General features: G+C 66.7%; 11 protein-coding genes. 10 read left to right on the top strand and 1 reads right to left on the bottom strand.

The features are described 5' to 3' along the window. The 4 genes from AC3IMC_RS19240 to AC3IMC_RS19225 form a co-directional block, all read left to right on the top strand. Positions 1–964: SGNH hydrolase domain-containing protein (locus AC3IMC_RS19240; RefSeq protein WP_490920398.1), on the top strand; the 964-nt coding region annotated here is incomplete at its 5' end. 231 nt (positions 965–1,195) lie between these two features. Beyond that, entirely contained in the window at positions 1,196–2,707 is a 1,512-nt protein-coding gene (gene guaB / locus AC3IMC_RS19235) for an IMP dehydrogenase (RefSeq protein ID WP_221386533.1), read from the top strand. 103 nt (positions 2,708–2,810) lie between these two features. Further along, a complete protein-coding gene (locus tag AC3IMC_RS19230; RefSeq protein ID WP_490920396.1) occupies positions 2,811–4,262 on the top strand; it encodes an HNH endonuclease signature motif containing protein in 1,452 nt (483 codons plus the stop codon). Between the two features lie 18 nt (positions 4,263–4,280). Then, positions 4,281–6,140, top strand: coding sequence for an ABC transporter ATP-binding protein (locus AC3IMC_RS19225; RefSeq protein ID WP_490920394.1), 1,860 nt, complete (start codon positions 4,281–4,283; stop codon positions 6,138–6,140). Here the strand turns inward: AC3IMC_RS19225 and AC3IMC_RS19220 are convergent. Then, a complete protein-coding gene (locus AC3IMC_RS19220; RefSeq protein WP_490920392.1) occupies positions 6,137–6,742 on the bottom strand; it encodes a hypothetical protein in 606 nt (201 codons plus the stop codon). The two genes, AC3IMC_RS19225 and AC3IMC_RS19220, sit on opposite strands and share 4 nt — an antisense overlap. A gap of 99 nt (positions 6,743–6,841) precedes the next feature. Between AC3IMC_RS19220 and AC3IMC_RS19215 the strand changes: the two genes are divergently transcribed. The 6 genes from AC3IMC_RS19215 (at position 6,842) to guaA (ending at position 13,459) form a co-directional block, all read left to right on the top strand. Then, on the top strand, positions 6,842–7,978 hold the full coding sequence (locus tag AC3IMC_RS19215; protein WP_490920390.1) for a GuaB3 family IMP dehydrogenase-related protein: 1,137 nt from the start codon (positions 6,842–6,844) through the stop codon (positions 7,976–7,978). A 100-nt stretch (positions 7,979–8,078) separates the two neighbouring features. Beyond that, positions 8,079–9,818 (top strand): glycerol-3-phosphate dehydrogenase/oxidase, encoded by a 1,740-nt coding sequence (locus AC3IMC_RS19210; RefSeq protein WP_490920388.1) that lies wholly within the window; start codon positions 8,079–8,081, stop codon positions 9,816–9,818. Between the two features lie 38 nt (positions 9,819–9,856). Then, positions 9,857–10,345, top strand: coding sequence for a PTS sugar transporter subunit IIA (locus tag AC3IMC_RS19205; RefSeq protein WP_490920386.1), 489 nt, complete (start codon positions 9,857–9,859; stop codon positions 10,343–10,345). Between the two features lie 83 nt (positions 10,346–10,428). Then, positions 10,429–11,271: an SURF1 family protein gene (locus AC3IMC_RS19200; RefSeq protein ID WP_490920384.1), complete on the top strand. Its 843-nt coding sequence runs from the start codon at positions 10,429–10,431 to the stop codon at positions 11,269–11,271. Next, positions 11,268–11,777: a DUF3817 domain-containing protein gene (locus tag AC3IMC_RS19195; RefSeq protein WP_490920383.1), complete on the top strand. Its 510-nt coding sequence runs from the start codon at positions 11,268–11,270 to the stop codon at positions 11,775–11,777. Before AC3IMC_RS19200 ends, AC3IMC_RS19195 begins: the two co-directional genes overlap by 4 nt. Before the next feature lie 92 nt (positions 11,778–11,869). Then, positions 11,870–13,459 carry a glutamine-hydrolyzing GMP synthase gene (gene guaA, locus AC3IMC_RS19190; protein ID WP_490920381.1) on the top strand — a complete coding sequence of 530 codons (1,590 nt, stop codon included), beginning with the start codon at positions 11,870–11,872 and terminating at the stop codon, positions 13,457–13,459. Positions 13,460–13,559: the final 100 nt, after the last annotated feature.

The following is a 13,559-nucleotide window of genomic DNA, read 5'->3' as shown; positions in this document are numbered from 1 at the left end:
GCGTGAATGGCACTGGCCCAAACTGCGCGCCTGGCGCACCGCCGTCGTCATCGCTGCGTGCGGTGCCGTGCTGGCCGGGCCCGTTGCCGTCTGGCAGACCACGCTCACCGAGGAGGAAAGCGCGACGGCGGCACAGCCCCGCGAGCTCACGCCCGGTGCCCTGGCACTCACCCCGGAAAACGAAAACTCGCCCGCGCCCAGGGCCCGGACGATTCCGGGGCCCACCGCGCTGGACAACGACTGGGCCGGCATTGATACGCCCTGCGCGGGCGCCAACGCCACCAGTGATCCAATCCTCGAAGGCTGCCGGCAGGAACTGCCGGAAGAGCCGTCGACCAAACGCATCGTGGTGCTGGGCGACTCGCACGCCCAGCAGTACCTCGCTGCCCTGGCTCCAGTGGCCGCCGCCCGGGGCTGGGAACTGGTGACCCTCCTCATGCCTGCCTGCAGGTTCGGAGCAGAGTCTGACACCCGGAACGCCCAGTGCAACGCCTACAACCGTGCCAGTTCCGCCTACGTGATGGAGCACCGCCCGGATGCGGTGTTCACCGTCGCCTCCCTGACCCATGAGGAGGCGCCATTCGAGACGGAAGTGCCGGGCTACCTCGAAGGAGTCAAGCCCTTCGCGGAGGCCGGTATCGAGATCGTGGGCATCCGGGACAACCCGCGGTTCACGTTCAACATGCCCGAATGTGCGCAGCGGAACGGGGCTGGCGCCGCCGCGTGCAACCCGTCCCTGAGCGAGTCGCTGGTGGACCCCTCGCCCCTGGAGAATTACCGGGGCAAGCTGCCCGGACTCCACTTGATGGACATGAGCGACTTCATCTGCGCCCGTGGGGTGTGCCCCGCCGTCGTCGGAAATGTGTACGTCTATAAGGACGACAACCACCTCACCAGGACCTACGTGGAAACCATGATCCCCATGTTCGAGCAGCGGCTGCTGGCCGCCACGGGCTGGAGCTGACGCGTCCCGCCGGTCCCGGTCCATTCCCGCGTGCGGTTGCTCACATTACCCCTGCGGAATAGGGGGATCGGCGCCGAGGTTCTAATATTTACTCAACACTTTCTGCCCCCGGAACGCCGCCCCCGCGGTGGTCCCGCAGGACCGTCTGCACAGGCCAGTTCCGTAATAACGGGCTGGTCATCGGCTGCAACCCCTACCCGTGACCCAGCAACCAAGGTAAGAGGCGCACTCATGACCGAGCCCGAACACAACCCCTTTGGCTTCATCGGCCTGACCTATGACGACGTCCTGCTCCTGCCGGGGCACACCGACGTGATCCCCTCCGAGGCCGACACCTCCTCCCGGATCTCCAAGCGCATCACCGTGCAGACGCCGCTCCTGTCCGCCGCCATGGACACCGTCACCGAAGCCCGGATGGCCATCGCCATGGCCCGCCAGGGTGGCCTCGGCGTCGTGCACCGGAACCTGTCCATCGCCGACCAAGCCGACCAGGTGGACCGGGTCAAGCGCAGCGAATCGGGCATGATCACCAACCCGGTCACCATCCGTCCGGAAGCCACGCTGCGTGAACTGGACGACCTTTGCGCGCAGTACCGCGTCTCGGGCCTGCCCGTGGTGGACGAGGACAACCGCCTGCTGGGCATCGTCACCAACCGCGACACCCGCTTCGTCCCGGAGTCCGACTTCCCGCTGCGGCTGGTCAGCGATGTCATGACCAAGATGCCCCTGGTCACCGGGCACGTCGGAATCAGCCGCGAGGAAGCCTCGCACAAGCTGGCCACGAACAAGATTGAAAAGCTGCCCCTCGTCGATGAGCAGGGCCGGCTGAAGGGCCTGATCACCACCAAGGACTTCACCAAGGCGGAGCAGTACCCGCTGGCCACCAAGGACGAGGAAGGCCGGCTGCGTGTGGGCGCCGCCATCGGCTTCTTCGGGGACGGCTGGGAGCGCGCCATGGCACTCGTCGATGCCGGTGTCGACGCCCTGTTCGTCGACACCGCCAACGGCCACTCGCAGGGCGTGCTGGACATGATCCGCCGCCTGAAGTCCGACCCCGTAGCTGCCCACGTGGACATCATCGGCGGCCAGGCAGCCACCCGTGAAGGTGCGCAGGCACTGATCGACGCCGGTGCGGACGGCATCAAGGTGGGCGTCGGCCCGGGCTCCATCTGCACCACCCGCGTGGTGGCCGGCGTGGGTGTCCCGCAGATCACCGCAATCTACGAATCCGCAAAGGCTGCCATTCCTGCGGGCGTGCCGCTGATTGCCGACGGCGGCCTGCAGTACTCCGGCGACATCGGCAAGGCGCTGGTCGCCGGTGCCGACACCGTCATGCTTGGTTCCCTGCTGGCCGGCTGTGACGAGTCCCCGGGCGAGCTGATCTTCGTCAACGGCAAGCAGTTCAAGTCCTACCGCGGCATGGGCTCCCTCGGCGCCATGCAGTCCCGTGGCAAGAACACGTCCTACTCCAAGGACCGCTACTTCCAGGCCGACGTGTCCGGCGACGACAAGCTGATCCCCGAAGGCATCGAAGGCCGCGTTGCCTACCGTGGGCCGCTGTCCTCGGTGGCGTACCAGCTGGTCGGCGGCCTGCGCCAGACCATGTTCTACACCGGTGCGCCCACCATCCCCGAGCTGAAGGCCCGCGGCAAGTTCGTCCGGATCACCTCGGCCGGGCTGAAGGAATCGCACCCGCACGACATCCAGATGACTGTCGAGGCGCCGAACTACGGATCGCGGTAACCTTCGGCATGCCAAAAAAGGAGGCGGGGTGTCCCCGCCTCCTTTTTGCTGCCTCCCGCCGCCTCCCGCGTTGAATGTCATACCCCCGTTGGATGATGTTCCTATGGGAATCAGCAGCGGTCCAGCGGCAGGGATGGAGGGTGTTTATGCCTCTGTTGCTGCCCTTGACGCGCTGTTCGTCGAGGACGCTGCGCTTGCTTCCGCTGGCGCCGACGGTGACAGTGCCGGCGCTGGTGTGGATGTGTTGCAGCGGCAGTACGAGATCCGGCTGGAACGGCTGGAGCTGAGGTCCAGGCTGGAAGCCCAACTCAAGGCCGGGCAGGCCCAGGACACAGCGGACTGCATCGCGATCCAGCAGGCGATGACCCCGCCGGAGGCGTCCGTGCCGGAGCGCACCTACGCCGAGATGTCCGTGGTGGAGGAGATCGCCGGGGTCCTGACCATCAGCTCCGCGGCCGCGGGTGCTTTCGTCCACCAGGCGCAGCAGGTCTGTGCGCTGCCGCCGGTCGTGGAAGCGCTGGCTGCCGGGACGGTGTCGTGGCAGCACGCCAAGGTCATCGTGGATGAAACCGACGGCCTGAGCCCTGCCGGCGCTGCGTCTTTGGTGGAGCACTTCTTCGACCCCGGTGCCCCGAACCCGGCCCGCGGCGCCGCCCCCGGTGAACTTGTGCCGTCACGGTTCAGGGCCAAGGCCCGCGCCTGGCGCGAACGCCACCACCCCGAGTCTTTGGAGAAGCGGCACGCCAAAGGGATCGCGGACCGGCGCATGGAATACCGGCCCGACCGGGACGGGATGGCCCTGATCACGCTCCACCTGCCCGGCGACACCGCCAGCGCGATCTGGAACCGCACCACCGCCATCGCCCGCGGCCTCCAAGGCCCCGACGAACCCCGCACCCTCACCCAGCTCCGCCCCGACATCGCCGCCAGCGTGCTCCTCGGCGCGGGAAACGCCGTGGAGCCCGGCAACCAGGACCTCGGCAACGTGCCAACACCCCGGGCCGATGTGCTGGTGATGGTGCCGGTGTTCGCACTCCTCGGCCTCACCGAGGAACCCGCGATCCTCGACGGCCACGGGCCGATTCCCGCCTCGATGGCACGCAAACTGATCGCCGGCGGCGCCGACTCCTTCTACCGGGTCCTGGTCGACCCCCGCGACGGGGCGCCGCTGGAGATCGGGCGGAAGAGCTACCGGCTCCCGGAGGCGGTCAAGCGGTGGATCCGGATGCGGGATGGAAAGTGCACCTTTCCCGGCTGCAGCAACCGCACCCTGGACAACGACACCGACCACCTCACCGCCTGGCAACACGGCGGCACCACCGGCGTTTCCAACCTGGGACAACTCTGCCAGAAGCATCACCGCCTGAAACACAGCACCGGCTGGATCCCCACCCCGGCCACCACCAACGAGCCACCCGGCTGGACCTCACCCGCCGGCCGCACCTACCCAGCCGAACAACACGACCCAGAACCAACCCACTGGCCACCGGGGATAATGCCAGGACAGCGAAGCCAGCTCGAAGAGGCACTCCTCAAGCACCTCGCCGTGTGCTGACGGCACTAGGCTGATTCCATGTCCCAACCGCGCCATCCGGCGGAACTGACTCCTCAACGCGATCCGCAAAAGCGGCTGGCCTTGCGCCCCTACGCCCGGGCCGTGGCCCAGGTCCTCCGTGTCAGTTTCCGCGCATCTCCGGGCGCTGTGGTGATGAAGGTGCTCGGGTCCCTGATCTCAGCGGTATTGCCGCTGGTCACCACGTTCTTCGCATCCCTCACCACCACGGCCTTGGCGGCAGCGTATGCCGGCGACGGCGGAGCAGGGCGCCTGGCCATCGTGTACGTGATCGTCACCGCCGCATTGGGTTTGTTTTGGGGCGCCTTCAACAGCGTGGACCGCTACATCCAGCAGTTGATGAGCTTCAAGGTGGGCGCTATCGTGGGCGACCAGATGTACGAACGGTTCCTCGCCCTCGAGTTCTGGCGCTACGACGACAAAGAGACGGTGGACCTCTACGACCGTGCCAAGAGGTTCTCGGACTCCTACGCCCGGGTCCTGGACCGCATCGCCGCCATCTTCACCCAGCTGGTCTCGGACATCCTGGCCATCGGCGCCCTGCTGCTGGTCAGCTGGTGGATCGCCGTCATCGTCCTGGTGGCCATCGTCCCGAGTGTCTACCTGCAGTTCAAGCTGTCCCGGGAGCAGATCGCGCATTGGAACACCCAGGTGGACTCCCGCCGGCAGCGCCGGATGATCGAAACCAACCTGCTCCGGCCGCAGCACATTGCCGAGATGAGGCTGTACGGCATCGTCAGCTTCCTCATGGACCTGAGGGCGCGACTGCGGGACGCCGACGAGCGGCGCCGCCTCGACTACCAGCGGCGGTACATTCCCAAGCAGTTGGCTGCGGACGCACTGCAGTACGGCGCCGAGGTGGTGTCGCTGATCTGGGTGGTGGGACAGATCATCGTCCGCGCGCAGCCTGTTGGCCAGTTCCTCTACGTCCAGCAGATCGTTAGCCGTGCCCTGTCCACGGCCAACAACCTGGTGTCCTCCCTCAGCTCCATCGACGAGGACCTGGCCAACCTGAAGGACTATGAGTTGTTCATGGCCATGCCCGTGCATTCCGAGCATGCCCCGCCCCTCCTTGAAGCGCCCCGGGAAGTCGCGCTGAAGGACATCCGCTTCACCTACACGGGCAGCGATATCGAAGTGATCCGGGGCATCAGCATGACCATCCGGAAGGGCCAGCACATCGCCATCGTGGGCGAGAACGGCGCAGGAAAATCCACCCTCATCCGTATCCTGGCCGGACTCTACCGTCCCGACTCCGGACAGGTGCTGCTCGACGGCGTGGACCTCGCCGCCGTCGACGTCACCTCCTGGCACCGGCACCTGGCGGTCCTCAGCCAGGAGTTCCTCAAGTACGAGTTCGCCACCGCGGCGGAAAACATCTACTTCGGTGATGTGGCGGCTCCCCGGGACGACGCACGGATCCGGCGGGCAGCCGCCGACGCGGAGGCACTGGACTTCATCAACAAGCTCCCCAACGGCCTGGACAACCACGTCAGCAACTGGATGGAGGATCCGCGCGGGCGCAAGGGGAGCGGCCTGTCCGGCGGACAATGGCAGCGGCTTGCCATGGCCAGGAACTTCTACCGGGACGCATCGTTCATGGTGATGGACGAGCCCACGTCCGCCATCGACGCCCTGGCCGAGCACCGGATCTTCACCAGGCTCTTCGCAGACCGCAGCAGCACCATCATCGCCATCAGCCACAGGCTCGCCACCATCGAAAAGGCTGACATGGTCTACATGCTGGAGGACGGCCGGATTGTGGAACAGGGCACGCACAAGGAACTGGTGGCCCTGCGCGGGAGATACTTCCGGATGTTCGAATCCCAACTCAGCGTGGAGGAGCCGACAGGACCCTAGGCTTCCAGCACCGTGGTGCGCACCCGTGCCAGGCTGGGCTGAACCGGGACGCTGCCGAACCCGAAGGTCACGGCGGGCTGCACGGGCGCCAGGGCACCGGCGTCGTGCCCTTCAAAGCGGACGACGGCGGAACCCACCTTATGCAGGTCGCTCACCCCGTAAAACTCCACCCTCCCGCTTCCGGCCGTTCCATAGGTGCGGGCACCAGGGGCGGCCAGGGCCGCCAGCGGACTGACGGCGGAAAGCCACCGAGGATGGACTGCGAGCCCGCGCGGCACGACCCGCAGTGCAGCCCCAAGCCAGGTCCTCGCTCCGGTGACTGCCCGAAGCGCCAAGGGTCCGGCGTCGACCGCCAGTGCGCGGTCCGCAAGCGTGGCGGAAAGTTCCACCACCTGCACCTCGTCAAAGCTGTAGGTGGCGGAAATAAAGCCGGCCACTTCTTCGGTGGGTGCCAGCAGCTGCCGGTGCCCCGAGGGGTGCTGCACCATGACATCGGCGAAGGGCCCAAAGGGGGAGTGCTGCCATATCCCCACCACCGCCCGCAGGCCCGACGACGTGCCGATGCCGGCGATGTGACCGTCGAAGACCCAGCGTTTGCGCATCCCCACCGGCCCCCTAACCTCGCAAGCCCGGCCAGGGAACCCTGCCGGCGTGGGCCCATTCTAGACAAGGCATTGCAGCTGCTGGGATAACCTAGAGCAGTGACTTATGAGATCGAGATCGGCCGTGGCAAGCGTGGGCGTCGTGCCTACTCCCTGGATGACATTGCAATCGTCCCCAACCGTCGCACCCGCGACCCCAAGGACGTCTCCGTCTCCTGGCAGATCGATGCCTACCAGTTCAGCATGCCTGTCATTGCCGCCCCGATGGATTCGGCCATGTCCCCGCAGACTGCCATCGCGCTCGGCCGCCTGGGCGGGCTGGGTGTGCTGGACCTGGAAGGCCTCTGGACCCGGTATGAGGACCCCCAGGCTGTCCTGGACGAGATCGCCGCCCTGCAGGACGAAATCAACAGCCCCGCGGTTACCGGCCGGATGCAGGAGCTGTACCAGGCACCCATCCAGCCGGACCTCATCACGTCCCGCCTGGCAGAAATCCGCGAGGCCGGCGTCACCGTGGCCGGATCCCTTACCCCGCAGCGCACCCAGGAGCACTACAAGACCGTCCTGGCCGCCGGCGTCGACATCTTCGTCATCCGGGGGACCACCGTGTCCGCCGAGCATGTCTCCAAGAACCATGAACCGCTGAACCTCAAGCAGTTCATCTACGAACTCGACGTCCCCGTCATCGTGGGTGGAGCGGCTGGCTACACCCCGGCGCTGCACCTGATGCGCACCGGCGCGGCCGGTGTCCTGGTGGGCTTCGGCGGCGGCGCCACCACCACCACGCGCCGCGCCCTGGGCATCCACTCGCCCATGGCATCGGCCATCTCCGACGTCGCCGCGGCCCGGCGCGACTACATGGACGAATCCGGCGGACGCTACGTCCACGTCATTGCCGACGGCGGCATGGGCACCTCGGGTGACATCGTCAAGGCGATTGCCATGGGCGCCGACGCCGTCATGCTGGGCAGTGCCCTGGCCCGGGCAGAGGAAGCACCGGGCAAGGGATGGCACTGGGGCCAGGAAGCGCACCACCTGGAGCTGCCGCGCGGGGACCGCGCCAACGTTGGCACCGTCGGCCCGCTGGAGGAGGTCCTCTTCGGACCCGGCCACCACACGAACGGCACGTCCAACCTGATCGGTGCGCTGCGCCGCTCCATGGCTACCACGGGCTATTCGGACCTGAAGGAATTCCAGCGGGTCGACGTCGTCGTATCCCCGTACGAAGGAAACTGACCTGGCCAGGCCGGGAGGCGGACCTCCCGGCCTGCCCAAAGCGCGCCGCGAGCAAGTAGTGTGTGTTTACTACCGGCACTAGAGGCACTGGAGGCGTTCAATGAAGAGTGTTCCTGCAAACGGCGGGGTCCTGGGCCCTGAAGCCAGGGAAGCAGCCATTGAGCGGCTGCGCGCTACCACTGAACCCGGCCAGGAGCTGGACATCCTGATTGTGGGCGGCGGCATCGTCGGCGCCGGGGCGGCACTCGACGCCGTGACCCGCGGCCTCAGCGTTGGCATCGTCGAAGCCAGCGACTGGGCCGCCGGTACCTCCTCCCGGTCCTCCAAACTCATCCACGGCGGCCTGCGCTACCTGGAAATGCTGGACTTCGCCCTGGTCAAGGAGGCCCTGCAGGAACGCGGTCTGCTGCTCTCCGAGATCGCCCCGCACCTGGCCCGTCCCGTGCCCTTCCTTTACCCCCTGACCAAGCCCTTCATCGAACGCCCCTACGTGGGTGCCGGCATCGCGCTGTATGACGCGATGTCCGTCTCCAGCGGCCACAGCCGCGGGGTCCCCTTCCACAAGCACCTCAGCAAACGGGGGACCCTCCGGGCCGCGCCGAGCCTGAAGAATGACGCCTTCGTAGGATCCATCCGGTACTACGACGGGCAGGTGGACGACGCCAAGTACGTGGCCAACCTGGTCCGGACCGCGGCCTACTACGGGGCCCATGCCGTGAACCAGATGGCCGTGGTGGATTTCCTGCGCGAGGGGGAACGCGTGGTGGGCGCCAAGGTGGCCAACCGGGAGGACGGGACAGAGTTCCGGATCCGCGCCAAGCAGGTCATCAACGCCACCGGCGTCTGGACCGACGAGACCCAGGCCATGGTGACGGACCGCGGCCAGTTGAAGGTCCGGGCGTCCAAGGGCATCCACCTGGTGGTGCCGCGGGACCGTTTCCAGTCCACGGTGGGTCTGATCCTGCGCACCGAAAAGTCCGTCCTCTTCGTCATCCCGTGGGGCAGGCACTGGATCATCGGCACCACGGACACGGACTGGCACCTGGACAAGGCGCATCCGGCTGCGTCCAGCAAGGACATCGACTACATCCTCGAACACGTCAACCGCGTCCTGAAGCGTCCGCTCACCAGGGAGGACGTCGAAGGGGTCTACGCCGGGCTGCGGCCCCTGCTTGCCGGTGAAAACGACTCCACCGCCAAACTGTCCCGCGAACACGTGGTGGCGCACCCCGTGCCCGGCCTGGTGGTCGTTGCCGGCGGAAAATGGACCACCTACCGCGTCATGGCCAAGGACGCCGTTGACGAAGCCACCCGCACCATGGATGAACGTGTCCCGCCGAGCTGCACCGAAACCATCCCGCTGCTGGGGGCCAGCGGTTTCCGGGCAGCCTGGAACCGCCGGAACCGTACAGCGGAGGAATCCGGGGTCCATGTGGCGCGGATCGAGCACCTGCTCAACCGGTACGGGTCCATGACGCCTGAGGTACTGGCCATCATCGACGAGAACCCGGAGCTGGCTGAGCCCATCCCGGGAGCGGACGACTACCTTCAGGCAGAGGCCGTGTACGCAGCCACGCACGAAGGCGCCCGCCATGTGCAGGACGTCCTGACCCGCCGGACACGGATCTCCATCGAGGCCTGGGACCGCGGCGTGTCCGCTGCTCCGGTAGTCGCTAAACTGATGGGTGACGTCCTTGGCTGGAGCGACGCGCAGCGTGAAAACGAAGTCCGGCACTACCTTGCCCGCGTGGAGGCCGAACGCCTCAGCCAGCAACAGCCGGACGACGAATCCGCAGACGCCGCCCGCCTGGGCGCGGAAGACATCGTGCCCTTGCGTTAAGGGGCCGCTCGCCCCACTGCTGACCGAAGGGATACGCCTTGGCGGAACCACTGGACCCGTATGACGCCCACCTCACCACCGCTGAGATGGTGATCCTCGAAATGGAGGCGAAGGACAAGACCGACGCCACCACGCAATTGGCGGAGCGGCTGTACGCGGCGGGGCGCATATCGGATCTTGACGGGTTCCTGAAGAACGTCAATGCCCGGGAGCACCAGCTGGCCACAGGCCTCCCCGGTGGGATCGGACTGCCGCATGCGCGCAGCGAGTTCGTCTCCCAAACCTCAATCGCTGTTGGAGTCGCCAAGTACGGCCACGCCCTGGACTTCGGAGCGGCCGACGGGCCTGCCACGGTGATCCTGTTGATCGCCACCCCCGCGAGCTCGTTCTCTGACCACCTTGAGGTGCTGGCCACCCTGGCACGGTCACTGTCCAAGGAATCCTTCCGCGAGTCGCTGCGCCGCGCCTACGACGCCGAAGTGATCGCCGAGCTCATCAACTCAAGCCTGGTGTTCTTCGACCACTAGGCACGCTTCCCGGAGGTTCCGCACGCCGGGCAGGACCTCCCGGCGTTTAGTTGTTCTACAGAAGTACGAAGTACGGTTAAGACGTGTGGAAAACAGCCCTTAAGCCCCGCTGGATCGCAGGCTTCATCTTTGCGATCGCCCTTTCCGGGGTCTTTGTGCTGCTGAGCCAATGGCAGTTTGGGCGCTCCACGCGGCCCGAGGTGCCGGTGAATCCGACCACCGAGCAAGTCCAGCCGCTCACCGCCACCCTGCAGCCGGGGGAGTTCTTCCACGGAAGCGTAGCCGACCAGATGGTTACCGCCCAGGGAACCTACAGCCCCGACAAGCAGGTCCTTGTCCCGGGCCGCCTCCATGATGGAAAGAGCGGCTACTGGGTGGTGTCCGCCTTTGCCGTCAACGGTGCACCCGCACTGACCGGAGCCGCAGCGTCACCCCAGACCTGGATTCCGGTGGCACGCGGGTGGGTGGCCGCACCCGGTGACGCGGCAGCCCCGCCGTCGGGCACCGTGGAACTGACGGGCCGGCTGCTGCCGTCCGAAGCGCCGGTGCCAGGCAAGGCGCCGCAGCCGGGCGAGGCCTCTGCGGTATCGGTCGCTGAACTGATCAACTACTGGGAGGTCAGCAGCTACCCCGGCTTTGTCTCCGCCACGGCTGAAGTAGTGGACGGCGCTGACGTCAGTGCATCAGCAGTGCCCGGAACGCTGCTTCCGTTGGACATCGGCCCACAGCCGCCGGCCCAGCACGTCAACTGGCTGAACCTCTTCTACTCCATCGAATGGGTGGTCTTCGCCGGCTTTGCCGTCTTCATCTGGTGGCGGCTGGTCAAGGACGACTACCACCGGGACCTCGAGGAAGCCCTCGATGAAGCCGAAGCTTCCGCCACACCCGAACAGCATGAAACGCCCCAGCAGAAGGTACAGCCATGATTGATCCGAAACCGGCCAACCCGTCCACGCAGGCCACCACCGGCAAGGCCGCCGGCAAGAAGCGCCGCTTCGGCGGCACGGAGGCCCAGATCCGCTCGGCCCTGAAGTTCTACAAGGTCATGGCCTACCTCACCGGCACCATGCTGCTCCTGCTGTGTGCCGAACTCGTTGCCCGCTACGGCTTCGGGCAGTACCTGTTCGCCGGTGGCACCAATGCCGTCACAGGCCAGCCCTTCGGCTTCGGCTTCGCGGACGCTGAACCTCCGGGGGTCATCAACGGCGTCAACGTGTCCGTCACGGTCCTGATAGTCCACGGCTGGATGTACGTGGTGTACCTGATCTCCAACTTCCGGCTGTGGTCGCTGATGCGCTGGCCGTTCCTCAAGCTGGTCCTGCTGGCCCTGGGCGGCGTGGTGCCGTTCCTGTCCTTCATCGTGGAGAAGAAGTTCCACGCCGAGGTCGAAGCCGAACTGGCCGCCCATCCGCAGGCCCCGCAGCGGTACTGACGCCCAGCTGCTCCGGTTGCCGGGACGTTTGCTCCGTCACAGCCCGGCCTCCCAAGGTGCGCCGGTGCAAGGGCGCCAAGTAGGCTATTACGGTGACTACTCCCACTGCATCCCAGACTTCCCAGAAGCCGGTGCTGGTAGTTGACTACGGTGCCCAGTACGCGCAGCTGATTGCCCGCCGCGTCAGGGAAGCGAATGTGTATTCGGAAGTGGTTCCGCATACCTACAGCACCGAGCAGCTCCTGGCCAAGAATCCCGCCGCCATCATCCTGTCCGGCGGACCTTCCAGCGTTTACGCCGACGGCGCCCCGAGCGTAGGTGCCGACCTTTTCGAAGCGGGCGTCCCCGTCTTTGGCATCTGCTACGGCTTCCAGGCCATGGCCAACGCCCTGGGCGGCAAGGTGGACAAGACGGGGCTGCGGGAGTACGGATCCACCGAAACCACCATCCTGGGCGAGGGCCGCTCCGTCCTCGAGGGCATGCCCCAGCACCAGAAGACCTGGATGAGCCACGGCGACTCCGTCCACAGTGCGCCGGAAGGCTTCGAAGTCCTGGCAACGACCGCGGGCGCGGAGGTGGCTGCCTTCGCCAACGAGGAAAAGGGCCTCTTCGGCGTGCAGTGGCACCCGGAGGTCAAGCACTCGGCCTACGGCCAGCAGGTGCTGGAGAACTTCCTGTTCAACTGCGCCAAGATTGAGCCCAACTGGACCACGGGCAACATCCTCGAAGAGCAGGTGGAGCGCATCCGCCAGCAGATCGGGGACGCCCGGGTGATCTGCGGCCTCTCCGGAGGCGTGGACTCCGCGGTCGCGGCGGCACTGGTCCAGCGCGCAGTGGGCGACCAGCTCACCTGCGTGTTCGTTGACCACGGCCTGCTGCGCGAAGGCGAGGCCGAGCAGGTCGAGCGCGACTTCGTGGCCGCCACCGGCGTCAAGCTGTACGTCGCCAACGAGCAGGAACGCTTCCTCTCGGCCCTGGCAGGAGTCAGCGACCCCGAGACCAAGCGCAAGATCATCGGCCGCGAGTTCATCCGCGCCTTCGAGGAAGCCGAACTGGCCATCATCGCCGAAGCCGCTGCCCACGGCGAGAAGATCAAGTTCCTGGTCCAGGGCACGCTGTACCCGGACGTCGTCGAATCCGGCGGCGGCGAGGGCGCTGCGAACATCAAGAGCCACCACAACGTGGGCGGGCTCCCCGAGGACCTCCAGTTCGAGCTCGTGGAACCCCTGCGCGCCCTGTTCAAGGACGAAGTCCGCGCCGTCGGCGCCCAGCTGGGCCTGCCGCAGGAAATCGTCGGCCGCCAGCCGTTCCCGGGCCCGGGCCTGGGCATCCGCATCGTCGGCGACGTCACCAAGGAGCGGCTGGACCTGCTGCGGAAGGCCGACGCCATCGCGCGCGCGGAACTGACCGCAGCCGGGCTGGACAACGAGGTATGGCAGATGCCCGTGGTCCTGCTGGCCGACGTCCGCAGCGTCGGCGTCATGGGCGATGGCCGCACCTACGGCCACCCCATCGTGCTCCGCCCCGTCTCCTCCGAAGACGCCATGACCGCCGACTGGTCGCGCCTGCCGTACGACCTCCTGGCCAGGATCTCCAACCGGATCACGAACGAGGTGGACGGCGTTAACCGGGTGGTGCTGGATGTGACCAGCAAGCCGCCGGGAACCATCGAGTGGGAATAGCATTCTGAGTGGCCGGCCTCCGCCAGCGGGGGCCGGCCACTGCTTTTCCCCGGTGAAATCCTCACCAATTTCCCTTGCCCCAGTGTTGCGGTCTCTCAAG

This window comes from Arthrobacter sp. E70 (assembly GCF_058266945.1).
The sequence above is the reverse complement of the archived record's forward strand: the minus strand, read 5'-3'. Positions and strand labels throughout refer to the sequence as shown.